The following is a 24,792-nucleotide window of genomic DNA, read 5'->3' as shown; positions in this document are numbered from 1 at the left end:
CCCAACCAGGTTCCTTGGGAGTTCCCGGTGGGGCTTCTGCCCCACCGGGCCCTTAAAAGCCCAGGGCCCCGAGAAGCCCGTAAAGCCCTGCCCCCAGGAAGACGGCCACGCCCAGGTTCCCGGTGAGCCTAAGCCCCAGATAGGTGCCAAGAAGGGCCAAGGCCGCCCGGACCCACTCGGAAGAAGGAGGCGGGCTAAAGGCGGAAACCAGGAAGAGGGCCACCACCAAGGCGGGCCCTGCCTGGCCCGCCTTCAGGCTTTTTTCCCCCCGCCAAGGCAGAAAGCGGAGGAGAAAGGTGCCCAAAGCCAGAAGGAGAAGGGCCAGGGTCATGCCCCCCTCCCTTTCCAGGGCTCCTTCCAAAGGAGCCCCACCACCCCTGCCAGGAATAGACCCCAGGCCGTCTGGCCCAGGAGGTGAAACCCCAGCGCCACTCCGCCCGCCAGAAGGGCCACTGGGTTCCGCAGGTGGGGCAGGGCCAGGAGGAGAAAAAGGGCGGGAAGGGCAAAGGCAAGGGCCTCCCCCAGGCGGGGCCAGGCCAGAAGCCCCTTAGCCCCCAAGGCCCCCAAGGCGGTGCCCAGGTTCCAGGAAAGGTACGCTCCCAAACCCAGGCCCAGGAAGTAGCCCCGCCTTTTTTCCGGGGAAAGGCCGGGAAGCGTCCTTAAGGCCAGGGCGAAGACCTCGTCGGTGAGGAAAAAGGCCTCCAGGGGGCCTCCTTTCAGGTAGGGCCTCAGGGCCGGGCCGTAGAAGGCGTGGCGCAGGTTAAGGAGAAGGCCCAGGGAGGCCGCCAAAAGGGGCGGCACCCCCTGGGCCAGAAGCCCCACCAGGGCGAACTGGCTGGCCCCGGCGAAGACCAGAAGGGAGGTGAGCTGGATCCAAAGGTAGCCAAGCCCCGCCTGGGCCCCCAAGGCGCCAAAGGCCACGGCCACGGGGAAGTAGCCCAGGGCGATGGGCCAGGCAGCCCGCAGGCCTTCCCCCATCCCTAGCGGATCTCCGTCCCGCCCCAGCGCTCCAAAAGCTTCAAGGCCTCCACGTGGTCGGCCTCCGGGCCCAGCTCCCTTTTGGCCATCTCGTACACCTCCCGGGTGAGGCGAAGCAAGGGGCTTGGGGCCTTTTCCCCATCCAAAACCCCCATGGCAATCCCCAGGTCCTTCACCAGGAGGCCCAGGGCGAAGGTCTTGGGGAAGGCCCGGGTGACCACCCTTTGGGGAATCAGGTTCTCCGTGGCGTTAGAGCGGCCGCTGGAGGCGTTGATGACCTCGAGGGCCTTCTCGGCGGACACCCCCTGCCGCACCAGGGCCACCAATCCCTCCCCAGCCGCCCAGAGGTTCACCGCCAAAAGGGCGTTGTTGATGGCCTTCACCGCATGCCCCGCCCCCACGGGCCCCACGTGGACCACCTTGGCGGCGTAGGCCAGGTAGGGCTTCACCCTCTCCACTGCCTCCTCGGGCCCCCCCATCATCACCGTGAGGGTACCCTTTTCCGCCCCTATGGTCCCACCGGATACCGGGGCATCCAGGTAAACCACGCCCTTTTCCAAAAGGCGCTCCGCCAGTTTGCGGCTTCCCTCGGGTTCCCCGCTGGTGGCGTCCACCCAGTAGGTGCCGGGCCTCAGGTGGGGCCAAAGGGCCTCCGCCACCTCCCCCACCTCCTTGGTGGTGGGCAGGCAGGTGAAGATCACCTGGGCCTCCGCCACCTTTTCCAGGGGCACGGCCTTGGAACCGAACTCCTCCTGGTGCTTTAAGGCCTTGGCGAAGGTGCGGTTCCAAACCAGGGTGGGAAACCTCTTGGCCAGATGGCCAGCCATGGGGTAACCCATGGCCCCAAGACCGAGGAAGGCCAGCTTCTCCATGTTCCCGTTTTACCAGAACTTCAAAAGCTTGGCGAGGCCCCGGAAAAGGAGGAGGAAGAGAAGGCCAAAGGCCATGGCCACGCCCAGGAAGACGAAAAACCCCACCCCAAAGCTCCCGCCCAGGACCATCTGCCTAAGCCAAAGCCCCGCGGGGAAGGCAATGGCCCAGGTGAGGAGGAGGTTTTTCCAGGTGGGCTGGCGGTAGGTTCCCAGAAAAGGGGAAAGGAGTAGCCACACGAAAAGCACGGGAAGCACGTTCCGGGCGAGGCCCCCCAGGGTGATGGGAAGCCCGTGGGAAAGAAGCCCAGCTCCGGCAAAGAGGAGAAGGGCCAAGAGGTCCAGAAGAAAAAGGGACATGCCAGCGGTGCGGCCTCCGGTCATGGCCTTAGCCTACCAGGTGGAAGGCCCCTTACTTCTTTGAAGCCTCCAGGAAGACCCTATCCGCCCGGTAGGAACTCCGCACCAAAGGCCCGGCGAAGACCTCCCGGAAGCCCAGCTGGTACCCCCAGGCCTCGTAGCGCTTGAAGTCCTCCGGGGGCACGTAGCGCTCCACGGGCAGGTGGGCGGGGGTGGGGCGCAGGTACTGGCCCAGGGTGAGGATATCCACCCCGGCCGCCCTCAGGTCCCGCATGGCCTCGAGGATCTCCTCCTCCGTTTCCCCCAGGCCCAGCATGAGGCTGCTTTTGGTAAGAACGTCAGGCCGATAGCGCTTGACGTGGGACAGGACCTTAAGGGTCTGATCGTACCCCGCCCGGGGATCCCTTACCCTGGAGGTAAGGCGGCGCACGGTCTCCAGGTTCTGGGCGTAGACCTCAGGGCCCGCATCCAAAACCGTCTCCACCGCCTTGAGGTCCCCCTGGAAGTCGGGGGTAAGGGCCTCCACCAAGACCCCAGGGGCCTTCTCCTTGATGGCCCGGATGGTGGCGGCGAAGTGGGCCGCCCCGCCATCGGGAAGGTCGTCCCGGTCCACGCTGGTGAGGACCACGTAGCGGATATGGAGCCGGGCGATGGCCTCAGCCACCCTACGGGGCTCCTCCGGGTCCACAATGCCTCTGGGGTTTCCCGTGTCCACGGCGCAGAACTTGCAGGCCCGGGTGCAGATGCTTCCCAGGATCATCACCGTGAGGGTGCCGTGGCTCCAGCACTCCCCCACGTTGGGGCAGAGGGCCTCCTGGCAGACGGTGTGGAGCTTGAGCTCGTTCACCGTGGCCTTCAGGGCCTGGTACTTGGCCCCCGTGGGCAGGGTGGCCCTGAGCCAGGCGGGCTTATTCCGATCCACAGGCTCGGGCCGGGCCTGGGCTAGGCCATGCTTCACCACCTTGAGCTCCACCACCTCCCCGGTGGGGGCAAGGAGCTCCACGGTTTCAAACTTGGGCTTCACGATGATCCTCCTTTACACGGGGCTCCATTCCGAAAACCTCGGCGAAGGCCCGCACCACTTTGTCCTTCACCTCCGGCATGGGAACCTTGCGGCCCAAAAGCCGCTCCAGGGAGGTGACCCCTTTCCCCTTTAGCCCGCAGGGGATGATGACGGAGAAGTCGTTTAAGTCGGTGTTCACGTTGAGGGCAAAGCCGTGGAAGCTCACCTCCTCCTTCACCGCCACCCCGATGGCGCAGAGCTTGTCCTCCCCCACCCAGACCCCCGCGTACCCCGGGGTGGGGTAGGCCTTCAGGCCATAGGAGGCCGCCACCTTGACGATGGCCTCCTCTATCTGCCGAAGGAAGCGGCGCACCTCCCGGCCCACGGGAAAGATGGGGTAGCCCACCAGCTGCCCGGGCCCATGGTAGGTGACGTCCCCACCCCGCTCCACCCAGTAGACCTCAAAGCCGTTTTCCCGGTACCAGCTTTCGGGAAAAAGGAGGTTCTCCCCCGTGGCCTTTCTCCCCAGGGTGATGACCCGGGGATGCTCCAAAAGAAGCAGGGTGGGGGGGCGCTCGCCCCGCACCACCTCCTTGTGCACCTTTTTCTGGTACTCCCAGGCTTGGGGGTAGGGCAAAAGGCCCAGGTCCTCCACCAGAAACTCCACGTCCTTAAGCATACGCCAGGGGAAAGCTCCCTTAAAGTATCGGGCCTCACCGGGCCCAGCTTCGCTGGCTTGCGCAAGCATGCTGCCAGGTAGCCCTGACCGGCCTCTGACCCCAGGGACCTAGGCTAGGGGCATGGACTTGGAAACCCGGCTGGAGATGCTTTTGGAGCTTGACCCCGAGGCCTTGGACCCAGGGCTTGCGGAGAGGCTGATGGATGAGGTGCTGGCGGTTTTCCGCCAGCACCTTCCCGTGCGGAGCCTCGAGGGCATCCTGAAGCGGCAGGAGGGCCACCTGATCCTTCTGGTGAACCTGGAGCTGGCCTAGGCCAGAAAGCGGGCCAGAAGCCGGTCCCGTAAGGCCTCAGGGAGGCGGCGGAGAAGAAGGGTCTGCCACCCCCTAGGGGCCACCAGGTAGCGGGCCCTGGGCCTTGGGTCTTGGAGGGCCTTAAGCACCACCTCCGCCACCCTCTCGGGGGGCAGGCCCCTTCTGGCGCTAGCCCGGGCTGCCCTGCGGGCCACCTCCAGGTAGCGGCCATAAACCCTTTCCGTACCGGAAGGAGGCGGTTCCAAATAGGTTTCCGCCCAGCGTTCCGAACGTTCCCAGATGGGGGTGGCCACGGGCCCCGGTTCCACCAAGACCACCCTCACCCCAAAGGGAAGGAGCTCCACCCTCAGGGCATCCGCCAGGGCCTCGAGGGCGAACTTGCTGGCGGCGTAGGGTCCCGCCAGGGGCAGGGCTACCAGGCCGGAAACCGAGCCCATGAGCACCACCCGCCCCCGGGTCTTTCGAAGAAGGGGCAAAAAGGTCCTCACCGTGGCGAAGGCCCCGAGGACGTTCACCTCCAGCACCTGGCGGAAGACGGAAGGGGGAATAAGCTCCAAGGGCCCCGCCACGGCAATCCCCGCATTGGCCACCAGTCCCTCCAACCCCTCCCCCTCCAGAAGCCTCCTGGCCTGCACAAGGCTTTCCTCCTGGGTTACATCCAGGAAAAGGGGCACCACCCCCAGGGCGCGAAGGGCCTTTGCATCCTCGGATTTGCGCACCCCGCCATAGACCCGAAAACCCCTTTCCGCCAAGAGCCGGGCCGTGGCCAGGCCAATGCCGCTACCCGCTCCCGTGATGAGCACAGCCCCCATAGGAAAAGCTTAAGGACCCCCGGCATCCCAGGGGTCCCAAGGCAGCCTGCCGGATCCCCAGGCCCCTACTGGGCCACCACGCTCACCTTCAAGGCGATCGGCACCTCGGGGTGGGGCTTGTAGGTGAGGACGTACTCCCCCAGCTCCTTGATGGGCTTTTCCAGCACCAGGCGCTTGGGATCAATGGTGATGCCGTGCTGGCGCGAAAGGGCCTCGGCGACATCCTTGGCGGTCACGGAGCCGTAGATCTTGGTCTCCCCCGCCCGCACCGGAATGGTGAGGGTGAGGTTCTCCAGGATCTCCTTAAGCCTCTCCGCCTCCGCCTTCCTTTCCGCCAGGCGCTTGGCCTGGGCGCGGATCTTGGCCTCGAGGGCCTTCAGGTTGCTCTCCGTGGCCAAGACCGCCAGGCCCCGGGGCAGGAGGTAGTTCCTGGCGTAGCCGGGCTTCACGTTCACCACCTGGCCCACATCGCCCAGGTTCTCCAGGGGTTCAAGCAGGATGACCTTCATGTCCACCCCCTATTTGCGCACCAGCTTCTCCGTGAAGGGAAGAAGCCCAAGAATCCTCGCCCGCTTGATGGTGCGGGCCAGGATGCGCTGCTCCTTGGCGGTAAGCCCCGTGCGGCGGCGGGGAAGGATCTTCCCCGTCTCCGACAGGAACCGCTTCAGCACCTCCACGTTACGGTAATCCTTAAGGTCAAACTCCCCCAGGCTGGCCTTGACCTTGGCCTTCCTGGAAGGGCGCTTCTGCGCCTCCTTCTTGGGTTTAGCGTTCTTCGTGCTCAAAACGGCAAATCCTCCTCCGGCGGGAAGTCTTCCAGTCCTTCGTCGATGTCCACCCCACCCGTCTGGACAGAGCGCTCTGGCTCTTGGGGCCTGCTTCCGCCGGTCCTTTCAGGCCCACGGGTGGGTCGCTCCAACCGGAGGGCTTCCACACGGGTCTGGAAGCGCCTCTCCCCGGTGGAGCTCGTCCAGGAGTCGTTCACCAAACGGCCGATCACCAAAAGCCCCTCGCCCCGCTTGAGTTCCCCGGCCCACTCGGCCAGGTCGCGCCAGGCCTGAACCTCTATGAAGTGGGTCCTCAAGATGTTCCCCTGACGGGGAAGCAGCTCCCCGTCCGGTCCCTGGCCCGGGCGGCGCTCGTTGATGGCTAAGCCCAGCCGGGCTACCGCCGTCCCCTGGGGAGTGTAGCGCAGATCGGGATCGCGGGTGAGGTTGCCCATGAGGATCACCTGATTTAGGGCGTGGCGAAGCCTGGGCTGGCCCCGGGCGTCCTCGAGGGTCTCGCGGCCCCGCCCCTCCAAGGGATCAATGAAATCCGCCCGGATCTGGACCTCGCTCCGCTTCTCCCCTTCCCGCTCCCACTGCCGGTATTCCAGCCGGCCTTCTACAAAAATCAGCTGGCCCCTTTCCAGGATGTCCCCCCACATCTCCGCCTGCCGGCCCAGAAGGCGCACCCGGTGGTACCAGGGCACCTCCCGCTCCTGGCCGGAAGCATCCAGGAGGGTATCCTGACCCGCCAGGTTCAGGTCCAGAATGGCCATCCCCCCCGGGGTGTAGCGCATGTCCGGACGGGCGGTAAGGGTACCGATGAGGAAAACGCGGTTCAGGCCTCTTGCCATGGGAACAGTCTACGCCTTGGTGAGGAGGGGCTCCTGGGTTTTCACCACCATGACCCGGCGCACGTTATCGCGCAGGCGGAGCTCCCGGGCCAGGTTGTTCACCCGGTCTTCGGGCATCTCCACCTGGTACCAGAGGAAGTAGCCCTGGGTGTCCTTGGCGATGGGGTAGGCCAGGCGGCGCATTCCCCATTCCTCCACCTTCTCCACCCGGGCACCGAAGGCCTCGAGGGCCTTCCCGATGATCTCCTTCTCCAGGGCGAGCTGGCTTTGGTCCAGGTTGGGACTCAGGATGACGTTCACCTCGTACTTGCGCATCTACACCTCCTCTCCGGGCCCGGCAGGCCGCACGAAGGATGATTATACCCTCTTCCCCTCCCCAAAAAAAGACCCAGGGGGCCCTAGGGCCCCCATCTGGCTCCGCGGGCAGGACTCGAACCTGCGACCAACCGGTTAACAGCCGGCCGCTCTACCTGCTGAGCTACCGCGGACCGACCGCAGAGAGCACTATACCAGGGGCAAGGCAGGCGGTCAAGAAGCCCCCTGACCCCAAGGGAAGTGCCCCCCGGCCAAACCCGGGGGGCGCATGGGGCAGCGAACCGCTAGAGCCGCTTCAGGGCTTGGATCAACTCGGTCAACACCTTCTGGGCATCCCCGTAGAGCATCCGGGTGTTGTCGGCGTAGAAGAGCTCGTTTTCTACCCCGGCAAAGCCCTTGCCCTGGCCCCGCTTGATGACGATCACGTTCTTGGCCTTATCCACATCCAGGATGGGCATGCCGTAAAGGGGGCTTCCCGGGCGGCGGGCGGCAGGGTTCACCACGTCGTTGGCCCCGATGACCACCGCCACGTCCACGGTGGGGAACTCGGGGTTGATCTCCTCGAGGTCCTTGAGCTTGTCGTACTCCACCCCAGCCTCCGCCAAAAGCACGTTCATGTGCCCGGGCATCCGCCCCGCCACCGGGTGGATGGCGAACTTCACCTCCACCCCCTTGCTCTCCAAAAGGTCCGCCAGCTCCTTCACCTTGTGCTGGGCCTGGGAGAGGGCCATGCCGTAGCCGGGCACGAAGACCACCTTACTGGCGTAGGCCAGCATGACGGCGGCGTCCTCCACGTCGATGGGCTTGAGGCTTCCCTTGACCTCCCCCGCCTCCTGCTCCACGCCAAAGCCCCCTACCAGGACACTCCACACCGAGCGGTTCATGGCCCTCGCCATGAGCACGGTGAGGAGGGTACCCGCAGCCCCCACCAGGGTACCCGCCACCATCAAGGCCGGGTTCCCCACGGCGAAGCCCTCAAAGCCCACGGCCATACCGGTGAAGGCGTTGTAGAAGCTGATGGCCACCGGCATGTCCCCGCCCCCGATGGGCAGGGTCATGAGGATACCGAAAAGGAGGGCCAGGAGGAAGAAGAGCACGATGCTCAGGGTGGGGTCGTTCCAGAGCAGGGAAAAGCCCAAAAGCACCGTGATGAGGAGCGCCAGGGCGTTCACCACCTTCTGCCCGGGGAAGAGGATAGGCCGGCTTTTCATGATGCCCTGGAGCTTGGCGAAGGCGATGAGGCTTCCCGTGAAGGCCACGCTCCCGATGAGGCCGCCCAGGATGGCCAAGGCCATGAGACCCGGGTTCTCAAAGGCTCCCTTCAGGAGCTCCACCGCCGCGATGGTGGCGGCCGCACCCCCACCCATGCCGTTGTAGATGGCCACCATCTGGGGCATGTCGGTCATGGCCACCTTGACGGCCGCCCACCAGGCCACCACGGAGCCCACCAAAAGAGCGATGAGCATGAGGCCAAAGTTCTGCATCCCCGGCCAGAAGAAGGTGGCCAGAACCGCCAGGGCCATGCCCCACCCCGCCCAGACGATGCCGCTTTTGGCGGTGGTGGGATGGGCCATGCGTTTTAAGCCCACGATGAAGAGGATGGCCACCACGAAGTAGGCTGCCTGGATGAGATCCATTACTGACCACCCCCCTTGCCCGGCTTCTTCTCAAACATCTCCAGCATGCGCACCGTGACCGCATACCCCCCGGCGGCGTTGGCCGCCCCCAGGATGACCCCCAGGAAGCCGATGAGCTTCTCCAAACCGGTTTCCGCATGGCCCAGGACCACCATGGCCCCCACCACCACCACCCCGTGGATGAAGTTGGACCCGGACATGAGGGGGGTGTGGAGGATCACCGGCACCCGGGTGATGAGCTCATAACCCAAGAAAGCCGTGAGCACAAAGATGTAAAGGGCAGACCAGAAGCCAAACTCCATCACGCACCTCCCACGAGGGCCTTGGTGGGCCCGTGCAGGATCTCGCCTTCCTTCATGAGAAGCGCCCCCTGGATGATCTCGTCCTCCCACTTGGGGGCGAACTCGCCCTTTTCCATGAGCAGGCTAGAAAGGTTGAAAAGGTTTTTGGCGTACATCTCCGAGGCGTGCACGGAAAGCTCGCTGGGGAGGTTCAAGGGGCCAAAGATCCTCACGCCCTTCACCTCCACCACCTCTCCGGGCTGGGTGAGGACGCAGTTGCCCCCCGATTCCGCCGCCAGGTCCACCACCACCGTGCCCGGCTTCAGGCGCTCCACCATGTCCTCGGTGAGGAGGATGGGGGCCCGACGGCCTGGCACCTGGGCGGTGGTGATGATGGCGTCCATCCCCGCCACGTGTTCCCGCAGGGCCTCGTGCTGGATGCGCTTCTCCTCCTCGGTGAGCTCCCGGGCGTAGCCGCCCTCCCCTTCCGCGCTGATGGGAAGCTCAATGGGCTTGGCACCCAGGGAGAGGGCCTGCTCCACCGCCGCCTTGCGCACATCGTAGGCAAAGACCTGGGCCCCCAGGCGCTTGGCGGTGGCGATGGCCATAAGCCCCGCCACCCCCACCCCCATGACCATCACCTTGGCGGGGCGGATGGTGCCCGCCGCCGTGGTGAGCATGGGGAAGAAGCGAGGGGATAGCCTTGCGGCGTGGATGGCCGCCAGGTACCCCGCCACCGTGGCCTGGCTGGAGAGGGCATCCATGCTCTGGGCCCGGGTGATACGGGGGATGAGCTCCATGGCGATCACCGTGGCCTTTTTGGCGGCCAGGGCCTTCACCAGGTCCAGGTTCTTGTGGGCCTGGACAAACCCCACCACGATGGCCCCGGGCTCCAGGGCCCCGATCAGGTCTTCAGGGGGCGGCTGAACAGTGAAAAGCAGGTTGGCATCCTTCAGGAGCTCTCCTCGCTCCACCACCTCTGCCCCAACTTCCTGGTAGGCGGTGTCGGGATAGTAGGCACCTTCCCCGGCACCCTTCTCTACCCGCACCCTGGCCCCCTGCTTCACCAGGCGGGCCACCACCTCGGGCACCAGGGCCACCCTTCTTTCCCCTGGAGCCCTTTCCTTGGGAACCGCTATGGTCACCATAGGACCTCCTTCCGCGCCAGTATACCAATGGGGCCACGGGCATCTGTCCTTGCCCTCGAGGGTGACCCACTGGTCAGAAGCGAATCCTTATGGAAGAATGCTTCCATGCGGCCCTCCGGGCTCAAGATCGCCTCCGTACTGCTCCTGGGCATCTTCGCCATCAGCTTCGGCAGCATCCTGGTGCGCCTGGCCCTGGCGGCCTCCGGGGATAGAAGCCTGGCCTTCAGCCTGGTGATGAGCGCAGGACGGATGGGCCTTGCGGCCTTGCTCCTCCTCCCCAGCTGGCGAAGACCTCTGGCCAGCCGAAGGGGGCTTCCCTATGCGGTGGCCGCCGGGGCTTCCCTGGCCCTGCACTTTGCCCTTTGGATCACCTCCCTCTCCTACACCTCGGTGGCGGCCAGCACCGCCTTGGTCACCACCAACCCGGTCTGGGTTACCCTCTTCGGCTGGCTTTTCTTTCGGGAAGCTCCTTCCGGCCTGACCTTGCTGGGGATTGGAATAGCCCTTTTGGGAGGGCTTTTGATCGGCCTGGGGGATGCCCAAGGGGGAAACGGGGGAACCAACCCCCTCCTCGGGGACCTCCTGGCCCTCCTGGGAGCGGTGGCCGCCTCCCTTTACTTCCTCCTGGGGCGGGAAGCCCAGAGGCGGGGGCTTTCCATTCTGGAGTACGTGCGGATAGCCTACACCACCGCAGCTTTCCTCCTCCTTCCTCTTCCCTACCTCTTTGGCGGAGGGTACGGGGGTTATCCCCTTGCGGTCTACGGCTACATCCTTCTCATGGCCCTTTTGCCGCAGCTTTTGGGCCATACCAGCTTCAACTGGGCCACCCGGCACATCCCCCCGGTCCTGGTCACCCTGGCCATCCTCTTTGAGCCGGTGGGGGCAAGTCTCCTGGCCTTCCTCCTCTTTGGGGAGCTTCCCGGGGTTCAGGTGCTCCTGGGAGCCCTGGTCCTCCTCATCGGGGTGGGTATGGCCGTAGTGGGGGCACGGCGATGATCTACGTGGCCCTGGCCGCACTCCTTTGGGGCCTGGGCGGGGCCCTGGCCGGGCGGTTCATGGGGGAGATTCCCCCCTCGGTCCTCATCCCCTTGCGCTTTCTCCTGAGCTTCTTTCTCCTTCTCCCCCTGGTGCTCCGGTTTCCCCCGGCCGCCAAGGAGTGGCCCCGGCTCCTCCGGGTGGGGCTCGCCCTCTCCGGGGCCCAGGCCTTCTACTACCTGGCCATCCACGCCACCACCGTGGCCACCGGGATCTTCCTCCAGTACCTGGCCCCTGCCCTCCTCACCCTCTACGCCCTCCTAAGGGGGGAAAGGCTTCCCGGCAAGGCCCTTTTGGGGGTGGCCGTGGCCCTTTTGGGAGCCTACGTGCTGGTGGTGGGGTCCAAGGGTTTCACGGCAAGCCCCCTGGGGGTGGCCTACGGCCTCCTCTCCGCCCTTTCCTTCGCCCTTTACGCTGCCTTCTCCCACGGGCTCAAGACCCCACCCCTGGTGAGCCTGGGGGTGGCCACGGGGGTGGGAAGCCTCCTCTCCCTCCCCATCCTTATGGGCAACCTCCCCCGGGTTTGGACCCTGGACCCAGGGGACTGGGGGGCGGTGGCCTACCTGGTCATCCTGGGCACGGTGGTGCCCTTTAGCCTCTTCCTCTTGGGGGTGCGCACGGTACCCGCCCGGAACGCCACCCTAACCGCCATGCTGGAGCCAGTGGCCGGGGCGATCTTCGCCTGGCCCCTGGCGGGAGAGCCCTTGAGCCTCGAGGGCCTTCTGGGCGGCACCCTCATCCTCCTGGGAGTGGCTCTGAACCGGAGGTGATATGGCAGCGCGGGTTTTTCTCCTCTTCACCCTAGGCTACTTCCTCTCCTACTTCTACCGGTCGGCCAACGCGGTGCTGGCCAAGGACCTGTCCCAGGACCTGGGCCTGGGTCCGGCGGAGCTAGGGTTTATGACCAGCCTCTTCTACCTCTCCTTCGCCGCGGTACAGCTCCCCTTGGGAAGCCTCCTGGACCGGTACGGCCCCAGGATCATCACCCCGGCCCTCCTCCTGGTGGCTTCTCTGGGAAGCGTGGTCTTCGGGCTGGCGCAAGGCTTCCCCACCCTGGCCCTGGGCCGGGCCCTGATCGGGGTGGGGATGGCCGCCGCCCTTATGGGCTCCCTAAAGGCCTTTAGCCTCTGGTTCCCCCGGACCTACGCCACGGTTTCCACCCTCCTGGTGGGCCTGGGGGCCACAGGGGGGCTTTTGGCGGCCACCCCCCTGGCCCTCCTGAAGGAGGCCATGGGCTGGCGGGGGGTCTTCCTCCTGGGGGCAGGGGTGGTGGTCCTGGTGGCCCTTCTCATCTACCTGGGGGTGCGGAACACCCCCCCTGGGGTTCCCTGGCCCAAGGGTGGGGGAGGCGGAGGGCTAAGGGAAGTCCTGGGCAATTCCAGGCTCCTGCGGGTGGCCTTTTTGGCCTTGGCCTTTGCGGGAAGCTTCCTGGCCTTGCAAACCCTCTGGGCTGGGGCCTACGCCTACGCCCTGGGCCTCGAGGCGGTGAAGGTGGGGAACCTCCTCCTCCTCTACTCGGGGGGCGCGGTCCTGGGCTTTCTGGTATCCGGCTACCTGGCCGACCGCCTGGGCACCGCCAGGGTGCTGGTGGGAGCGGCCCTGCCCTTCGCCCTGGGCCTCCTCCTCGCCCTCTTCAAGCTTCTTGCCCTCGCCTACCCCCTCATGGGATTCTTCGGAGCCTTCAACATCCTCACCCTTACCCAGGCCCGGGAGCTGGTGCCCCCTCACCTGGTGGGCCGGGGCACCACCTTGGTGAACCTCTTCGGCATTGGGGGCGCCTTCCTGTTGCAGTGGGGGGTGGGGGTGGCGGTGGGAACCCTGGGATACGCCTTCGCCTTCGGCAGCCTCCTTGGCCTTCTTCTTCTGGCCCTTTTCCTTTACCGCCCCCTTCTCGGCCTGAGGACCTCGGGGTGAAGGAGATGGCGCTGTCGCTCCCGGACCCTATTTGGCCAGTTGGGGCGCTCTTTGGGAAGCGGATTGGGCAGAAGGGGGGTGTTCTCGAGTATCTAGGAAAAGCCTCAGCATTCGGGACTTTTCTATGACCCCATGGACTTCTCCGATGGGAAGTGCACAAAAGCCTCGTTGACAAACCCCAAAAGGCTAGGCAAAAAGAACTCTTTTGTATTAAACTCCGTCCATGCTAGCCCAGGTGCGAAGCTATACCCTCTTCGGCCTGGACGCGGTTCCCGTCACCGTGGAGGTGGACGTCAGCCCCGGGCTTCCCAGCTACGCCCTGGTGGGGTTGCCGGACAAGGCGGTGGAGGAAAGCCGGGAGCGGGTCAGGGCCGCCCTGAAGAACACGGGCTTCCCCTACCCCCAGGCCCGGGTGGTGGTGAACCTGGCCCCGGCGGAACTCCGTAAGGAAGGAAGCCACTTTGACCTGCCCATCGCCTTGGGGCTTCTGGCCGCCCAGGGGGTGGTGCCCCTGGAGGGCCTGGCGGGCCTGGCGGTGGCCGGGGAGCTGGGCCTGGATGGAACCCTGCGCCCGGTGCCCGGGGCGGTGAACCTGGCTTTGGGGGCCTTGGGCGAAGGGAAAAAGCTCCTCCTGCCCCTGGAAAGCGCCAAGGAGGCCGCCTTGGTGGAGGGGGTGGAGGTCTACGGGGTGGAAAACCTCCTTCAGGCGGTGGCCTACCTGAGGGGAGAAGAGGAGCCCAGGAGGGTGGAACCCGACGATCCCGTGGCCGCCCTGGAGGCTTTGGACCTCCGGGACGTGAAGGGCCAGGCCAAGGCCAAGAGGGCCCTGGAGATCGCCGCCGCCGGTTACCACCACCTCCTCATGGTGGGAAGCCCGGGCTCGGGAAAAACCATGCTGGCCAGGCGCCTTCCCTTTCTGCTTCCCCCTCTGAGCCAGGAGGCCGCCCTCGAGGTAAGCCGCATCCACTCCGCCGCCGGGCAGATCCTTAAGGGCCTGGTGCGCACGCCCCCTTTCCGCGCCCCCCACCACACGGTGAGCTACGCGGGTCTCATCGGGGGCGGGGCCATCCCCAAGCCGGGGGAGGTTTCCCTGGCCCACCGGGGGGTGCTTTTCCTGGACGAGTTCCCCGAGTTTTCCCGGGATGCCCTGGAGGCCCTCCGCCAGCCCCTCGAGGACGGGGTGGTGACCGTCTCCCGGGCCAGGGCCAGCCTCACCTTTCCCGCCCGCTTCCTCCTGGTGGCGGCCATGAACCCCTGCCCCTGCGGCTGGTATGGGGACCCGGAGCGGGCCTGCACCTGCACCCCGGCAAGCCGCCAGCGCTACGTGGGGAAGATCTCCGGACCTCTCCTGGACCGGTTTGACCTGGTGGTGGAGGTGCCCCGCTTAACCCCAGCTGAGCTCGCCCGCGCCCCCGAAGGGGAAGGCACCGAGGCCGTGCGGGAAAGGGTCCTAAGGGCCCGGGAGAGGATGCTCGCCCGGCAGGGCAGGCCCAACGGGGAGCTTGCGGGAAAGGCCCTGAGGGAGCACGTGCGCTTAACCTCGGGGGCGGAACACCTCCTCCAGGCAGCGGCCAAGCGGATGCTCCTTTCCGCCAGGAGCTACGACCGCCTCCTCCGGGTAGCCCGCACCATTGCCGACCTGCAGGGAGCGGAGAGCGTGGAGGAAAACCACGTGGCCGAGGCCTTGGCCTACCGCAAGACCCTTTAACCCACCTGGGCAGCTAGCCAGGGAACAAGGGCCTCCGCCGCCGCGAGGTTGGTGGCCAAGGGCACCCCGTGCACGTTGCACACCCGCATGAGGGCCTGCACGTCGGGCTCGTGGGGCTTGGGGGTGAGGGGATCCTGGAAGAAGAGCACGCAAAGCACCTTTCCCTCAGCCACCCTGGACCCGATCTGCATATCCCCTCCCAGGGGACCGGAAAGAACCCGCTCCACCTCGAGGCCGGTGGCCTCCTGGATGCGTTTCCCCGTGGTGCCCGTGGCCAGGAGGGGGAAGCGGGAAAGAAGCTCCCGGTGCCGTTGGCAAAAGGCCACCATATCGTCCTTCTTGGCATCGTGAGCGATGAGGGCCAAGGCCTTCATGGGGCCATTGTATGCTCTTTCCATGGAAACCCTCACCTTCAAGGAAGCCCAGAGGCAGGTGGACGCCTGGATCAGCCAGTTCCAGGAAGGCTATTTCCCGCCTCTTCTCATGCTGGCTCGCCTGACGGAGGAGCTAGGGGAGGTGGCCCGGGTCCTGGCCCACCGCCATGGGAAGACGCCCAAGCCAGGGGAGGAGGAAGGGGATCTGGCCATGGAGCTCGCCGACCTCCTCTTCGTCCTCATCTCCCTGGCCAACCGGGAGGGGATCGATCTGGAGGAAGCCTTCCTCAAGGCCATGGCCAAGTACCGGGACCGGGACGGGGAGCGCTGGACCCGGAAAGGAGGCTAGGATGGAGCGCCCCTTCCTGGAAGCCCAGGGCCTGCACAAGCGCTTCGGGGCCCTCGAGGCCGTGAAAAAGGTCCACCTTACCCTACGACCTGGCGAGATCCTGGCCTTCCTGGGGAAAAACGGCGCGGGCAAAAGCACCACGGTGAAGATGCTTTCGGGCCTCCTCCTTCCCGATGAGGGAGAGGTGCGCCTTTTGGGGAAGAACCCCTTCCGGGAACCCCTCGCTTTGAAGCACCTGGGAGCGGTCCTGGAGGGGAACCGCAACACCTACTGGCGGCTTACTCCCCTGGAAAACCTGGTCTACTTCGGGGTGGCCCGGGGCCTCCGCCTTGCCGCCGCCAGGAAGCGGGCCTTGGAACTCCTGGAGGAGTATGCGCTCCTGGAAAAAGCCCACACGGAGGTGCGCCACCTCTCCCGGGGAATGCAGCAGAAACTGGCCCTCCTCCAGGCCCTGGTCCACGACCCCGAGGTGCTCCTGCTGGACGAGCCCACCCTGGGCCTGGATGTGGAAACCGCCCTGCTGATGCAGCAAAAGATCCGGGCCCTGGCCCAGGCGGGCAAGGCCATCCTCCTCACCACCCACCAGATGGAGGTGGCCGAAGCTCTGGCCGACCGGGTGGCCATCATCCACCGGGGCGAGGTGATCCTGGAGGAAACCAAGGAGCGCCTCCTGGCCCGTTTCTCCGGGGAATACTACGTGTTGGAGCTGGAAAAACCACCTCCCCTCGAGGTGCTCCAGCACCTGCGGGCCTTGGGCATAGAGGGCGAAAACCCCTTTTTCTTCCGCGGCGACGGGGAGGCCATCTGGCAGGTTTTGGAAGCGGTAAAACCCCTCCCCTTAAAACGGGTGGCCAAGGCCGAGGCAGATCTCCTGGAAGTTTTCCTGAAGGTGGTGAACCATGTTTGACCTGTTCCTGGCGGAGTTTTGGCGGCACCTCCTGGCCCTGCGCCGCTACCCCCTGGAACTTTTGGGTGCGGTGGTCAGCCTAAGCCTCCTCTTCTACCTCCTCTTCCTGGGAGCGCGCTTTCTGGCCGGGCCGGGGGCAGAGTTCGGGGGCAGGCTGGAAGCCGTCTTGGTGGGGTACTTGCTCTGGTCCTTCACCCTGCTTTCCTATAGCAGCCTCTCCTTTGGCCTCACCGAGGAGGCCCAGACAGGCACCCTGGAGCAGGTCTTCCTTACCCCCTATGGGCCGATTCCCCTTTTTCTGGTGCGTAACCTCTCCGGGCTCCTCATCCAGGGGCTCCTGGTCTTTCTCATCGCCTTGGTGCTCATGGCCCTCACGGGAGCCCGCCTTTCCTTCAATCCCTGGGTGGTTCTCCCCTTCCTGGCCGTTCTCCTGGGGGGGTATGGCCTCGGGTTTGCCATGGGCAGCCTGGCCCTTTTATACAAGCGCATCGGCCAGCTTCTGGGCCTTTCCGAGTTCCTCTTGCTCTTTCTCCTGCAAGTCCCAGGCCAGGGGCTTTTTCTCCTCCTGCCCATGGTTCCCGGGGCCGCCTTAGCCCGGAGCATGCTGGCGGAAGGAGCCCCCCTGGACCCCCTGTTCCTGCTTCTGGCCTTCCTGAACGGCTTCCTCTACCTGGGCCTGGGGCTTTTCCTCTTCAAACTGGCGGTACATCGGGCCAAGAAGCTGGGGCTTTTGCATGGCTATTAGGCTTGTCCTCCTCGCCCTGGGACCCGCCCTGGCCCTGGGCCTGGGACGGTTCGCCTACGCCCTGGTCCTGCCCCTCATGCAAAGCGCCTGGGGGCTTTCCTACGTCCAAGCGGGGATCCTGGGAAGCGCCAACACCCTGGGCTATTTGGTGGGGGCTTTTTTCAGCCACCGCCTCCTGGGCCGGGTGGGCTACCGGAAAGGGTTCTTTCTGGCCCTCCTCCTGCAGGGCCCCATCCTGGCCCTCACGGGGATGGAAAACCTCCCCCTGGTCTTCAGCCTGCGGTTTCTCCAGGGTTTTCTGGGCGCCCTGGTCTTCGTGGGAGGGGCGGCCCTCCTCATGGCCCTGGGTAGCTCCGGGCGATCCCTGGGGATCTACTATGGGGGCGTGGGCCTGGGGCTTCTTCTGGCCCCGTGGCTCCTATGGGGAGCCGCCGAGCCCACGGGGGCCTGGGCCAGGCTGGGCCTGTATAGCCTCCTGCTGGGCCTGCCCGCCCTCCTCTCCTGGCCTCTTCTGAAAGAACCCCCACCCCCCGTCCAGGGCGAGGGAAGCCTCTGGCCTATCCTTCCCCTACTCCTGGCCTACGGCCTTTACGGGGCGGGGTACATCGGCTACATGACCTTCGTGGCGGCGGTGGTGGGGGACTCCCTGGTCCTCTTCGGCCTCCTGGGCCTGGGAGCCCTTCTCACCGGACCCGTCTGGGGGCCCTGGGTGGAGCGGGTAGGGGGGAGAAAAGGGCTTTTCCACGTGCTTCTGGTGCTCTTCCTGGGAAGCCTTCCACCCCTGGCCCTGCACCTTCCCGCCCTAAGCGCCCTCCTCTTCGGCCTCTCCTTCCTGGGGGTGATCACCGCCCTCACCCAGGCCTTCCGCACCCTCCTTCCCCCTTCCGCCTGGCCCCGGGCCATGGGGCTTTCCACGGCCGCCTTCGCCCTGGGGCAGGCGGTGGGGCCTGCCGTGGCCGGGTTCTTTGCGGAGATGGCGGGGCGGGGGGAGGGGGCGCTTTGGGCGGCCAGCGTCCTCCTCTTCCTGGCCCTCCTCCCCACCTGGTCCGGCCCTCAGAAACCGTAAAGGGCCCGGTACTTCTCCTCCAGGTAGGCCAAAAAGGGCTGGGCGCTGGGGAGCATGCCGGTCACCCGCTCCACCAAGGCCTTGGGGCGGAAGCGGCTACCCTCGGCGTGGATGTTCTTACGGGTCCAGTCCAAAAAGGCATGGAACTCCCCCCGGCGGAACTGGCCCTCGAGGTCCCCAAGCTCCTCCTGGGCCTTTTGGAAGAACTGGGCGGCGTAGAGGTTGCCCAGGGTGTAGGTGGGGAAGTAGCCGAAAAGCCCCCCAGACCAGTGCACGTCCTGCATCACCCCGTCCTTGTAGTCCTTGGGAGCCACCCACAGGTAGGCCCGGTACCGTTCCGCCCAGGCCCCGGGGAGGTCCTCCAAGGCAAGCTCCCCCCGGAAGAGGGAAAGCTCCAGCTCCAGGCGCACCAGGATGTGGAGGTTATACGTGACCTCGTCCGCCTCCACCCGGATGAGGGAGGGCTCCACGGCGTTGATGGCCCGGTGGAAGTCCTCCAGGGCCACGTCCCGGAGGCTTGGGAAGTGCTCCTTGGCCCGGGGGAAAAACCGCTCCCAAAAGCCCAGGGAACGGCCCACCAGGTTCTCCCAGGTGCGGCTTTGCGACTCGTGAACCCCCAGGGAGACCGCCTCCCCCCTTGGGGTCCCCCAGTGCTCTTTGGGCAGGCCCTGCTCGTAGAGGGCATGGCCCATCTCGTGCAGGGTGCCGAAGATGCCGGCGTTGAAGAAGTCCTCGAAGTAGCGGGTGGTGATGCGCACATCCCCGGGACCGATGGAGATCTCAAAGGGATGGGCAGTGGGGTCCAGGCGGCCCGCCTCGAGGTCGTAGCCGCAGGCGGCGAGAAGCTCGAGGGCAAAGGCCCTCTGGGCCTCCTTGGGATAGGAGCGGTGCAGGATGGCGGTGTCGGGTTTCCGGCCGCTACCCAGGATCCGGTCCAAAAGCTCCTGAAGCCCCTCCCTCAGCTGGGCGAAAAGGGGCAGAAGCTCCCCCGAGCGCATCCCCGGTTCGAACCCGTCCAGAAGGGCATCGTAAACCTCCCCATAGGGCGGGTCCCCGGGAGCCACGGGAAGGCCGTAGAGGATCTCCGCCTTCTCCTTGGTGAGGGCAAACACCCGGCGCAAGTAGGGCAGAAACCCCTGCCAGTCGTCCCTGGGACGGGCTTCCTCCCAGTAGCTTTCCGCCTCGCTTTGCGCCTGGGCCAGCTCCACCGCCAGCCGCTCGGGAATGGCCCGGGTGCGCTCGTAAGCCTGCCGCCACTCCCGGACGTTGACCGCCGCATCGGATAGGGGATCCTGCACCAGGTGGGAGCCCTCCACCGCCGAAAGCCATTCCCCAACCCTGGGGTCGGTGGCCCGCTGGTGGAGGAGGCGGGCCAGGGCGGCCATCTGCCTCGCCCGGTGCTCGTGCCCCTTCTTCGGGATCATGGTGCGCTGATCCCAAGCCGCCAGGGCCCCCAGGGAGGCCAGGTAGGCGGTTTCCCTCTGGAACTCCAAAAGCTGCTGATAAGCCGCTTCAGGTTTCACGGAAGCATCTTACCCCTCAGGGTGTTAAAGGCCCATGAAACTTCTCCTACTCTCGGCCCTCTCCACAAAGTGAAGACTTTGCTTATCTATAGCGTCGGTATGTTAAAATACCCTTATGAGATTGGTCCTGACCCTTGGGATGGGGCTTTTGGCCGTGGGGCTCTTCGGCCTTGGCGGGGCCTGGTCCTTGCTGGGGGTGCTTCTCTTCTTCCTCTTCGCCCTTCTTTTTGACGATACCGACCGCCCGGGTGAGCCAGAAAACCTCTCTCCGCAGGCTTAATGCCCTCCGTGCCTCCAGGCTTCCCCAAGAAGAAGCCTGCGGAAGGGCCTTGCCCGGACATGAGGGGATCCGCAAAACCCCGTAGGCAGGAATGAAGCCCAGGGCCCGTTGTCGGTGGCCTGGGGTTTGGGCCTTAAAATGCCCCCATGTGGCCCTTTTTTGCCCTGCTCCTCGGCCTGGCGGTGGGCTCCTTCCTGAACGTGGTCATCCACCGCCTGCCCAAAGGGGAGTCCATCGTCTTCCCACCTTCCCGCTGCCCCGCCTGCGGGCATCGCCTGGCCCCTTGGGACCTGGTTCCCGTGTTCTCCTACTTGGCCCTTAAGGGGCGGTGCCGCTATTGCCATAGCCCCGTATCCCCCCGCTATCCCCTGGTGGAGGCCCTCACGGGCCTGCTTTTTGCCCTGGCCGCCCTCTTCTACCCTCCCTCGCCCCAGGCTTTCCTCACCTTCGCCTTCCTGGCCCTCCTGGTGGCCCTTTCCTTCATAGACCTGGACACCTTTGAGCTTCCCGATTCCCTCACCTACGGCCTCCTCTTCCTGGGGCTCCTTTCCGCCTACCTCCTTTCCTTCCCCCGCCCCTTTGCCGAGGCCCTGGACGGAGCCTTGATCGCCGCCGGGGTCCTGGGGCTGGTGGCGGGGTACGGAGGGCTTTTCCTGAGGCGCTTCCGCGAGGCCAGGGCGGAGGTGCCCGTGGGACCCCACCAGGTGCACATGGCAGCCCTTTTCGGTGCCCTCCTGGGCCCGGGGGTGGGCATGGCCCTGGCCTTCCTCACCTGGGCCCTCTCGGGGCGCACGGGAAAACCCGTGGTGCTTCCTGACCGGATTACCCTTCCCCTCCTGCCCCTGGCCTGGATCCTGGCTCCCTACCTGGGGGCCGACCTCCTCAGCACCTTGAAAGGGTCCTTCCTGGCGGCAGGGGGGTTGGCCCTGGCAGGGGGGCTTTACTGGGCCTTCAAACCCATACACGAGGTAAACAAGGAGGGGGAGGAAACCGATCCCGTGGCCATGGGCTACGGGGATGTGAAGCTTTTGGGGGCGCTGGGAGCCTGGCTTGGGCTTTACAGCCTCCTGGCCCTGTTCCTGGGAGTCTTCGCCGGAGCCCTGGTGGGCCTGGCTTTCCGGCAACGGAAAATCCCCTTCGGCCCCTACCTGGCCTTAGGGGGTGGGGTGGCCTTCTTCTTCGGGGAAACCCTGTGGCGGGCGTACCTGGCCTGGCTAGGCCTATAGTGGGGAGGATGGCGGTGGACCTTCTTCCCATCCTGGCCCAGAGGCGAAGCGTGCGCCGCTTTAAGCCGGTGCCCATACCCGAGGAAGACTTAGAGAAGCTCCTCTTCGCCCTGCAAAGAGCCCCCACCGACGCCAGCGCCCAGCTGTATAGCGCCATCCGGATCACGGACCCCGGGCTCAGGGACAAGGTGGCCCAGCTTTCCGGTAACCAGGAGCACATCCGCCAGGCAGCGGAGTTCTTCGTTTTCCTGGCGGACGTCCATCGCCTGGAAAGGCTTCTCGCCCACCGGGGGGAAAGGATGGCCTTCTGGCCCAGAACCGCCTTGCACTTTGCCCTCTTGGATGCAGGGCTTGCCGCCAGCTACCTGGCCCTTACCGCCGAGGCCCTGGGCTACGGGGTCTGCTTCATCGGAGGGGTGCTGAACGGGGTGGAGGAGCTCATCAACCTCCTGGAGCTTCCCAGAGGGGTCATCCCCGCGGTGGGCCTGGCGGTGGGCGTTCCGGATGAGGAAGGCCCCCCCAGGCCCCGGCTTCCGAGGAGCCTGGTGGTGCACGAAAACCGGTACCGGCCCTGCAGCCCGGAGGACCTCGAGGCCGCCTTCCAGGCCATGGCCTCCTATAGCCGGGTGGGGGACTGGGGAAGGGTCCTGAGGCGGTACTTCGCCCAAGGGGGAACCATGGAGGAAAGGGAAACGCCCTACGGCCAGGCCCTGGCCCGTCAGGGCCTGGATCCCGACCTTCCCCCCGGTACCCCCTTCTACTCCCTGGGTGCCCTGCTGGCGGAGGCCCTGGGAGAAGGCCGGGCCGTTCTTTTCCGCAAGGGGGAGGCCTGGCTGGAGCGGGAAACCGAAGCCTTCCGAGGGGAAGGAAGCCCAGGAGAGGCCCTCCTCACTGCCCTAAAGAAGGCCCGGGGGGAGATGAAGGACTGGCCCTGAACCCCGGCGCGGCCTACCTCAAGGCCTCCCGCACCACCCGCCGGGCACCCCGGTAGGCCTTCTGATAGAAGGGAGCCTCGAGGCTCTCGATCACCACCCGGCTCCCGTAGCTGCTGGCGTGGGCAAAGACCCCCCGGCCCAGGTAGAGGCCCACGTGGTCTATATCCTTTCCCCCAAAGCTGAAGAAGACCAGGTCCCCCGGGCGCAGGGACTCGGCGGCGGGAAAAGCCTGAAACTGCTCCCGGGTGGTGCGGGGCAGGGCTATGCCCAGCTCGGCGTAGACCTGGGCTACAAAGGCTGAGCAGTCCACGGAGGTGGGCGAGTTGGCCCCGTACTTGTAGGGCACCCCCAGGTAGCGGAGGACGATTTTGAGAAGCGGGCTTTCCGGGTCGTAATCCTCGCCCACCGCCAGGGGAGATTCCCCCGGGTCACGGGCATGGCCTCCCCCCTGGGACGAGGGAGGGGACTCCGGGGCGGCTTTCCCCCTGGATCCATCCTCCCCCCTGGGGGCCGGGATCCTTAGGGTCTGACCCACCTTAAGCCCCGGCGTGGAAAGCCCGTTGAGGCGCATGAGCTCCTCCACCGTGGTCCCATAGCGGCGCGCCAGGGAGAACAGGGTATCCCCAGGGGCCACCACGTGGATGCGCTCCCCCCCTTGGGGAAGCCTGAGCACCTGCCCCGGCTGGATGAGGAAGGTATCCAGGCCATTGAGGCGCATGAGTTCCTCCACCGTGGTGCCGTAGCGCCGGGCGATGGAGAACAGGGTATCCCCTGGGGCCACGGTGTGCGATAGGGCAGGCCCTTCCAAAGAGCCCCCTTGGGGAGAGCTCACCTGGGCCAGGGTCCAGGGGAAAAGCAAACATAGGACCGCCAGGGCCAACCTGCGGGGCATGGCCCCATTCTACAGGAAGCGCCCCTTGGCCTTTTCCCGGGGGTGTGCTACAATCCCGGAAGGCGGGGGCCGTTAGCTCAACTGGCAGAGCACCGGTCTCCAAAACCGGGGGTTGGAGGTTCGAGTCCTTCACGGCCCGCCATGCCAGCCCAAAGGGCTAGGTTTAAGGCCCCTCGAGGGCCTTTTTTAAATCCTTCCGCCTGCCATGCAGGATTACCAGGTGCTCATCGTGGGGGCGGGCTTTGCGGGAAGCGAGGCCGCCTACCGTTTGGCGCAAAGGGGGGTGCGGGTGGGCCTCCTCACCCAGAGCCTGGACTCGGTGATGATGCCCTTTTTGCCCCCAAAGCCCCCTTTCCCGGAGGGGAGCCTCCTGGCCCAGGTCTACCACCCGGCCGATCCCCGGCTTTGGGCCTTCCACGCCCGGGCCAAGTACCTCCTGGAAAACCAGCCCAACCTGCATCTTTTCCAGGCCACCGCCACGGAGCTCCTCCTCGAGGGGAGAAGGGTGGCGGGGGTGGGCACGTGGGAGGGCCCTCCGGCCAGGGCCCTCCATGTGGTGCTGGCGGTGGGAAGCTTTCTCGGGGCCAGGCTCCGCATGGGCGAGGTGGAGGAGGAGGCGGGCCGGCTCTCCGAGGCCAGCTACCCGGACCTCTTCCTCCACCTCCAGGCCCTAGGCTTCCGCTTCCAGAAACGGGAAAGGGAGGTACCCCAAACCCCGGGAACCCCTGGCTACACCGTCAGCTACAACGCCTTCCATCCGGAGGAATGGGAGGAGGCCACCTTCCGTCTAACCAGGCTCGAAGGGCTTTACGCCGTGGGCCTTTGCGTGCGGGAAGGGGAGTATGCCCTCATGAGCCAAGAAGGCCTGCGCCTGGCGGAGCACCTTCTCCATAAGCTTGGGTAGGGGTTTTTCCCCAGGATCCACAAGCTGTTCCCTTCGGGAAGCCGCCCCTTCCCCATCCCAAGGAGCCACGTACACCTCCACCCGCAGCCTGCGGTGGGTGAGGGTGTGGCGCACCTCCCCGGCGAAGCGGGGGTTCACCCCAAAGCTTCGCACCCTCCGGGAAAGTTCCTCCTGGGGAAAGAGGGGCACCCCGTAAAGCCCGGCGAAACGCCCTTCCAGCCTCTCCAGGTAAACCCCTTCCCTCCCCCAAAGGACCAGGGCCGCCAGGGCTTCCTCCCGTACATTTCGCCTCCTGGCCCCTGGGTAACGCCCCGGGTCCGCCCGCCCCTGGCACAAGGGGGCGACGGGGCACTCCGAGCAAAAGGGCCTCCGGGGTAGGCACACCGTGGCCCCCAGGTCCATGAGGGCTTGGTTCCACTCCCCCGGGGCTTCCCCTTGGGGCAGGAGGCCTTGGGCCAGGTTTCGAAGCAGCCTGGGGGCAGGGTTTTCCAGGGCAAAAACCCGGGAAAGCACCCGTCTCACGTTACCGTCCACCGCCGCTACCCTTTCCCCAAAGGCCAAGGAGGCCACCGCCGCCGCCGTGTACGGACCCAGGCCGGGAAGCTTAAGAAGCTCGGCGTAGCTTCGGGGCAGGGCCTCCACCTCCTGGGCCAGGCGGTGGAGGTGAAGGGCCCGGCGGTAGTAGCCCGCTCCCTGCCAGGCCTTAAGCACCTCCTCCAAGGAAGCCTCCCGCAAGGCCTTTAGGGTAGGAAAGCGGGCAAGGAAGCGGTAGTAGTAGGGGATGGCCTGGGCGGTGCGGGTTTGTTGGAGGAGTACCTCGGCCACCAGGATGCGGTAGGGGTCCTTCTCCCCCCGCCAGGGCAGGGAGCGGGGGTTTTCCCGGTACCAGGCGAGCAGAGCTTCCTGAAACTTCTCCAT

The 24,792-nt window shown here is 65.9% G+C and carries 31 protein-coding genes and 2 tRNA genes; 14 read left to right on the top strand and 19 right to left on the bottom strand.

Annotated elements, in window-relative coordinates; genetic code table 11:
• Window positions 1-52: 52 nt before the first annotated feature.
• Genes AC27GT_RS00415 through lipB form a run of 6 tightly spaced genes read right to left on the bottom strand, consistent with a single transcriptional unit; the run spans window position 53 to window position 3,877 of the window.
• Window positions 53-331 carry a hypothetical protein gene (locus AC27GT_RS00415; RefSeq protein ID WP_038071945.1) on the bottom strand — a complete coding sequence of 93 codons (279 nt, stop codon included), beginning with the start codon at window positions 329-331 and terminating at the stop codon, window positions 53-55.
• Window positions 328-978 carry an AzlC family ABC transporter permease gene (locus AC27GT_RS00410; protein ID WP_487223345.1) on the bottom strand — a complete coding sequence of 217 codons (651 nt, stop codon included), beginning with the start codon at window positions 976-978 and terminating at the stop codon, window positions 328-330. Before AC27GT_RS00410 ends, AC27GT_RS00415 begins: the two co-directional genes overlap by 4 nt.
• 2 nt (window positions 979-980) lie before the next feature.
• Window positions 981-1,850, bottom strand: coding sequence for an NAD(P)-dependent oxidoreductase (locus AC27GT_RS00405; RefSeq protein ID WP_487223344.1), 870 nt, complete (start codon window positions 1,848-1,850; stop codon window positions 981-983).
• 9 nt (window positions 1,851-1,859) lie between these two features.
• Window positions 1,860-2,207 (bottom strand): DUF3054 domain-containing protein, encoded by a 348-nt coding sequence (locus AC27GT_RS00400; protein ID WP_370534192.1) that lies wholly within the window; start codon window positions 2,205-2,207, stop codon window positions 1,860-1,862.
• A 52-nt stretch (window positions 2,208-2,259) separates the two neighbouring features.
• Window positions 2,260-3,231 carry a lipoyl synthase gene (lipA, locus tag AC27GT_RS00395; protein ID WP_487223343.1) on the bottom strand — a complete coding sequence of 324 codons (972 nt, stop codon included), beginning with the start codon at window positions 3,229-3,231 and terminating at the stop codon, window positions 2,260-2,262.
• Window positions 3,215-3,877: a lipoyl(octanoyl) transferase LipB gene (gene lipB, locus AC27GT_RS00390; protein ID WP_487223368.1), complete on the bottom strand. Its 663-nt coding sequence runs from the start codon at window positions 3,875-3,877 to the stop codon at window positions 3,215-3,217. Before lipB ends, lipA begins: the two co-directional genes overlap by 17 nt.
• 133 nt (window positions 3,878-4,010) lie before the next feature.
• Between lipB and AC27GT_RS00385 the strand changes: the two genes are divergently transcribed.
• Window positions 4,011-4,202: a hypothetical protein gene (locus AC27GT_RS00385; RefSeq protein WP_015716152.1), complete on the top strand. Its 192-nt coding sequence runs from the start codon at window positions 4,011-4,013 to the stop codon at window positions 4,200-4,202.
• On the opposite strand, the gene AC27GT_RS00380 is transcribed toward AC27GT_RS00385, so the two are convergent.
• From AC27GT_RS00380 to AC27GT_RS00340, 9 genes are all read right to left on the bottom strand, one after another.
• Entirely contained in the window at window positions 4,199-5,014 is an 816-nt protein-coding gene (locus AC27GT_RS00380) for an SDR family NAD(P)-dependent oxidoreductase (protein ID WP_015716151.1), read from the bottom strand. The genes AC27GT_RS00385 and AC27GT_RS00380 overlap by 4 nt on opposite strands.
• 65 nt (window positions 5,015-5,079) lie before the next feature.
• A complete protein-coding gene (gene rplI / locus AC27GT_RS00375) occupies window positions 5,080-5,523 on the bottom strand; it encodes a 50S ribosomal protein L9 (protein ID WP_019550443.1) in 444 nt (147 codons plus the stop codon).
• A gap of 9 nt (window positions 5,524-5,532) precedes the next feature.
• The gene (gene rpsR / locus AC27GT_RS00370; RefSeq protein ID WP_015716149.1) at window positions 5,533-5,799 is read right to left on the bottom strand and encodes a 30S ribosomal protein S18; all 267 of its coding nucleotides are present in this window, start codon (window positions 5,797-5,799) and stop codon (window positions 5,533-5,535) included.
• Window positions 5,796-6,635 (bottom strand): single-stranded DNA-binding protein, encoded by an 840-nt coding sequence (locus AC27GT_RS00365; protein ID WP_019550444.1) that lies wholly within the window; start codon window positions 6,633-6,635, stop codon window positions 5,796-5,798. The genes rpsR and AC27GT_RS00365 overlap by 4 nt, the downstream gene beginning before the upstream one ends.
• 9 nt (window positions 6,636-6,644) lie before the next feature.
• A complete protein-coding gene (gene rpsF, locus AC27GT_RS00360; RefSeq protein ID WP_019550445.1) occupies window positions 6,645-6,950 on the bottom strand; it encodes a 30S ribosomal protein S6 in 306 nt (101 codons plus the stop codon).
• Window positions 6,951-7,047: 97 nt separating this feature from the next.
• Window positions 7,048-7,123, bottom strand: a tRNA-Asn gene (locus tag AC27GT_RS00355).
• A gap of 111 nt (window positions 7,124-7,234) precedes the next feature.
• Window positions 7,235-8,587: an NAD(P)(+) transhydrogenase (Re/Si-specific) subunit beta gene (locus AC27GT_RS00350; protein WP_126165527.1), complete on the bottom strand. Its 1,353-nt coding sequence runs from the start codon at window positions 8,585-8,587 to the stop codon at window positions 7,235-7,237.
• Window positions 8,587-8,889 carry a proton-translocating transhydrogenase family protein gene (locus AC27GT_RS00345; RefSeq protein ID WP_008630585.1) on the bottom strand — a complete coding sequence of 101 codons (303 nt, stop codon included), beginning with the start codon at window positions 8,887-8,889 and terminating at the stop codon, window positions 8,587-8,589. Before AC27GT_RS00345 ends, AC27GT_RS00350 begins: the two co-directional genes overlap by 1 nt.
• A complete protein-coding gene (locus tag AC27GT_RS00340) occupies window positions 8,889-10,016 on the bottom strand; it encodes an NAD(P) transhydrogenase subunit alpha (RefSeq protein ID WP_015716145.1) in 1,128 nt (375 codons plus the stop codon). The genes AC27GT_RS00345 and AC27GT_RS00340 overlap by 1 nt, the downstream gene beginning before the upstream one ends.
• Window positions 10,017-10,121: 105 nt before the next feature.
• Here AC27GT_RS00340 and AC27GT_RS00335 point away from each other — a divergent pair, with 105 nt between their 5' ends.
• From AC27GT_RS00335 to AC27GT_RS00320, 4 genes are all read left to right on the top strand, one after another.
• Window positions 10,122-11,012 (top strand): DMT family transporter, encoded by an 891-nt coding sequence (locus tag AC27GT_RS00335; RefSeq protein WP_487223342.1) that lies wholly within the window; start codon window positions 10,122-10,124, stop codon window positions 11,010-11,012.
• Window positions 11,009-11,821, top strand: coding sequence for an EamA family transporter (locus AC27GT_RS00330; RefSeq protein ID WP_015716143.1), 813 nt, complete (start codon window positions 11,009-11,011; stop codon window positions 11,819-11,821). The genes AC27GT_RS00335 and AC27GT_RS00330 overlap by 4 nt, the downstream gene beginning before the upstream one ends.
• A 1-nt stretch (window position 11,822) precedes the next feature.
• Window positions 11,823-12,965, top strand: a complete 1,143-nt coding sequence (locus AC27GT_RS00325) for an MFS transporter (RefSeq protein ID WP_487223341.1) — start codon at window positions 11,823-11,825, stop codon at window positions 12,963-12,965.
• A gap of 223 nt (window positions 12,966-13,188) precedes the next feature.
• Window positions 13,189-14,673 (top strand): YifB family Mg chelatase-like AAA ATPase, encoded by a 1,485-nt coding sequence (locus tag AC27GT_RS00320; protein WP_015716141.1) that lies wholly within the window; start codon window positions 13,189-13,191, stop codon window positions 14,671-14,673.
• Here AC27GT_RS00320 and mgsA read toward each other — a convergent pair.
• The gene (gene mgsA, locus AC27GT_RS00315; RefSeq protein ID WP_041437987.1) at window positions 14,670-15,047 is read right to left on the bottom strand and encodes a methylglyoxal synthase; all 378 of its coding nucleotides are present in this window, start codon (window positions 15,045-15,047) and stop codon (window positions 14,670-14,672) included. The two genes, AC27GT_RS00320 and mgsA, sit on opposite strands and share 4 nt — an antisense overlap.
• Before the next feature lie 22 nt (window positions 15,048-15,069).
• On the opposite strand from mgsA, the gene AC27GT_RS00310 reads away from it, so the two are divergent.
• From AC27GT_RS00310 to AC27GT_RS00295, 4 genes are read left to right on the top strand one after another with little or no spacing between them, the layout of a single operon-like run.
• Window positions 15,070-15,396, top strand: coding sequence for a nucleotide pyrophosphohydrolase (locus AC27GT_RS00310; protein ID WP_054391677.1), 327 nt, complete (start codon window positions 15,070-15,072; stop codon window positions 15,394-15,396).
• 1 nt (window position 15,397) lies between these two features.
• Window positions 15,398-16,303, top strand: coding sequence for an ABC transporter ATP-binding protein (locus AC27GT_RS00305; protein ID WP_487223340.1), 906 nt, complete (start codon window positions 15,398-15,400; stop codon window positions 16,301-16,303).
• Window positions 16,296-17,048 (top strand): ABC transporter permease, encoded by a 753-nt coding sequence (locus AC27GT_RS00300; protein WP_038029298.1) that lies wholly within the window; start codon window positions 16,296-16,298, stop codon window positions 17,046-17,048. The genes AC27GT_RS00305 and AC27GT_RS00300 overlap by 8 nt, the downstream gene beginning before the upstream one ends.
• Window positions 17,038-18,114, top strand: a complete 1,077-nt coding sequence (locus AC27GT_RS00295; RefSeq protein WP_487223339.1) for a YbfB/YjiJ family MFS transporter — start codon at window positions 17,038-17,040, stop codon at window positions 18,112-18,114. The genes AC27GT_RS00300 and AC27GT_RS00295 overlap by 11 nt, the downstream gene beginning before the upstream one ends.
• On the opposite strand, the gene AC27GT_RS00290 is transcribed toward AC27GT_RS00295, so the two are convergent.
• Entirely contained in the window at window positions 18,102-19,637 is a 1,536-nt protein-coding gene (locus AC27GT_RS00290) for a carboxypeptidase M32 (protein ID WP_487223338.1), read from the bottom strand. The two genes, AC27GT_RS00295 and AC27GT_RS00290, sit on opposite strands and share 13 nt — an antisense overlap.
• A gap of 115 nt (window positions 19,638-19,752) precedes the next feature.
• Between AC27GT_RS00290 and AC27GT_RS00285 the strand changes: the two genes are divergently transcribed.
• From AC27GT_RS00285 to AC27GT_RS00275, 3 genes are all read left to right on the top strand, one after another.
• Window positions 19,753-19,917, top strand: coding sequence for a hypothetical protein (locus AC27GT_RS00285; protein ID WP_158305225.1), 165 nt, complete (start codon window positions 19,753-19,755; stop codon window positions 19,915-19,917).
• A 146-nt stretch (window positions 19,918-20,063) separates the two neighbouring features.
• On the top strand, window positions 20,064-21,143 hold the full coding sequence (locus AC27GT_RS00280; protein WP_487223337.1) for a prepilin peptidase: 1,080 nt from the start codon (window positions 20,064-20,066) through the stop codon (window positions 21,141-21,143).
• 8 nt (window positions 21,144-21,151) lie between these two features.
• Window positions 21,152-22,078, top strand: a complete 927-nt coding sequence (locus tag AC27GT_RS00275; protein WP_487223336.1) for a nitroreductase family protein — start codon at window positions 21,152-21,154, stop codon at window positions 22,076-22,078.
• A gap of 13 nt (window positions 22,079-22,091) precedes the next feature.
• On the opposite strand, the gene AC27GT_RS00270 is transcribed toward AC27GT_RS00275, so the two are convergent.
• Window positions 22,092-22,970, bottom strand: a complete 879-nt coding sequence (locus tag AC27GT_RS00270) for a C40 family peptidase (protein ID WP_487223335.1) — start codon at window positions 22,968-22,970, stop codon at window positions 22,092-22,094.
• 66 nt (window positions 22,971-23,036) lie between these two features.
• Between AC27GT_RS00270 and AC27GT_RS00265 the strand changes: the two genes are divergently transcribed.
• Window positions 23,037-23,112, top strand: a tRNA-Trp gene (locus tag AC27GT_RS00265).
• Window positions 23,113-23,175: 63 nt separating this feature from the next.
• On the top strand, window positions 23,176-23,874 hold the full coding sequence (locus tag AC27GT_RS00260; protein ID WP_487223334.1) for an FAD-dependent oxidoreductase: 699 nt from the start codon (window positions 23,176-23,178) through the stop codon (window positions 23,872-23,874).
• On the opposite strand, the gene AC27GT_RS00255 is transcribed toward AC27GT_RS00260, so the two are convergent.
• A complete protein-coding gene (locus AC27GT_RS00255) occupies window positions 23,758-24,792 on the bottom strand; it encodes an A/G-specific adenine glycosylase (protein ID WP_487223333.1) in 1,035 nt (344 codons plus the stop codon). The genes AC27GT_RS00260 and AC27GT_RS00255 overlap by 117 nt on opposite strands.

The sequence above is a fragment of the Thermus sp. KWY1 genome (genome assembly GCF_057547025.1).
Note: the sequence above shows the minus strand (reverse complement) of the source record. Positions and strands in the feature narration are given on the sequence as shown.

Coding starts and splice junctions, on each gene's coding strand:
- AC27GT_RS00415 (WP_038071945.1), bottom strand. CDS start 331: ATGACCCTGGCCCTTCTCCTTCTGGCTTTGGGCACCTTTCTCCTCCGC.
- AC27GT_RS00410 (WP_487223345.1), bottom strand. CDS start 978: ATGGGGGAAGGCCTGCGGGCTGCCTGGCCCATCGCCCTGGGCTACTTC.
- AC27GT_RS00405 (WP_487223344.1), bottom strand. CDS start 1,850: ATGGAGAAGCTGGCCTTCCTCGGTCTTGGGGCCATGGGTTACCCCATG.
- AC27GT_RS00400 (WP_370534192.1), bottom strand. CDS start 2,207: ATGTCCCTTTTTCTTCTGGACCTCTTGGCCCTTCTCCTCTTTGCCGGA.
- AC27GT_RS00385 (WP_015716152.1), top strand. CDS start 4,011: ATGGACTTGGAAACCCGGCTGGAGATGCTTTTGGAGCTTGACCCCGAG.
- AC27GT_RS00380 (WP_015716151.1), bottom strand. CDS start 5,014: ATGGGGGCTGTGCTCATCACGGGAGCGGGTAGCGGCATTGGCCTGGCC.
- rplI (WP_019550443.1), bottom strand. CDS start 5,523: ATGAAGGTCATCCTGCTTGAACCCCTGGAGAACCTGGGCGATGTGGGC.
- AC27GT_RS00365 (WP_019550444.1), bottom strand. CDS start 6,635: ATGGCAAGAGGCCTGAACCGCGTTTTCCTCATCGGTACCCTTACCGCC.
- rpsF (WP_019550445.1), bottom strand. CDS start 6,950: ATGCGCAAGTACGAGGTGAACGTCATCCTGAGTCCCAACCTGGACCAA.
- AC27GT_RS00350 (WP_126165527.1), bottom strand. CDS start 8,587: ATGGATCTCATCCAGGCAGCCTACTTCGTGGTGGCCATCCTCTTCATC.
- AC27GT_RS00345 (WP_008630585.1), bottom strand. CDS start 8,889: ATGGAGTTTGGCTTCTGGTCTGCCCTTTACATCTTTGTGCTCACGGCT.
- AC27GT_RS00340 (WP_015716145.1), bottom strand. CDS start 10,016: ATGGTGACCATAGCGGTTCCCAAGGAAAGGGCTCCAGGGGAAAGAAGG.
- AC27GT_RS00335 (WP_487223342.1), top strand. CDS start 10,122: ATGCGGCCCTCCGGGCTCAAGATCGCCTCCGTACTGCTCCTGGGCATC.
- AC27GT_RS00330 (WP_015716143.1), top strand. CDS start 11,009: ATGATCTACGTGGCCCTGGCCGCACTCCTTTGGGGCCTGGGCGGGGCC.
- AC27GT_RS00325 (WP_487223341.1), top strand. CDS start 11,823: ATGGCAGCGCGGGTTTTTCTCCTCTTCACCCTAGGCTACTTCCTCTCC.
- AC27GT_RS00320 (WP_015716141.1), top strand. CDS start 13,189: ATGCTAGCCCAGGTGCGAAGCTATACCCTCTTCGGCCTGGACGCGGTT.
- mgsA (WP_041437987.1), bottom strand. CDS start 15,047: ATGAAGGCCTTGGCCCTCATCGCTCACGATGCCAAGAAGGACGATATG.
- AC27GT_RS00310 (WP_054391677.1), top strand. CDS start 15,070: ATGGAAACCCTCACCTTCAAGGAAGCCCAGAGGCAGGTGGACGCCTGG.
- AC27GT_RS00305 (WP_487223340.1), top strand. CDS start 15,398: ATGGAGCGCCCCTTCCTGGAAGCCCAGGGCCTGCACAAGCGCTTCGGG.
- AC27GT_RS00300 (WP_038029298.1), top strand. CDS start 16,296: ATGTTTGACCTGTTCCTGGCGGAGTTTTGGCGGCACCTCCTGGCCCTG.
- AC27GT_RS00295 (WP_487223339.1), top strand. CDS start 17,038: ATGGCTATTAGGCTTGTCCTCCTCGCCCTGGGACCCGCCCTGGCCCTG.
- AC27GT_RS00285 (WP_158305225.1), top strand. CDS start 19,753: ATGAGATTGGTCCTGACCCTTGGGATGGGGCTTTTGGCCGTGGGGCTC.
- AC27GT_RS00280 (WP_487223337.1), top strand. CDS start 20,064: ATGTGGCCCTTTTTTGCCCTGCTCCTCGGCCTGGCGGTGGGCTCCTTC.
- AC27GT_RS00275 (WP_487223336.1), top strand. CDS start 21,152: ATGGCGGTGGACCTTCTTCCCATCCTGGCCCAGAGGCGAAGCGTGCGC.
- AC27GT_RS00270 (WP_487223335.1), bottom strand. CDS start 22,970: ATGCCCCGCAGGTTGGCCCTGGCGGTCCTATGTTTGCTTTTCCCCTGG.
- AC27GT_RS00260 (WP_487223334.1), top strand. CDS start 23,176: ATGCAGGATTACCAGGTGCTCATCGTGGGGGCGGGCTTTGCGGGAAGC.
- AC27GT_RS00255 (WP_487223333.1), bottom strand. CDS start 24,792: ATGGAGAAGTTTCAGGAAGCTCTGCTCGCCTGGTACCGGGAAAACCCC.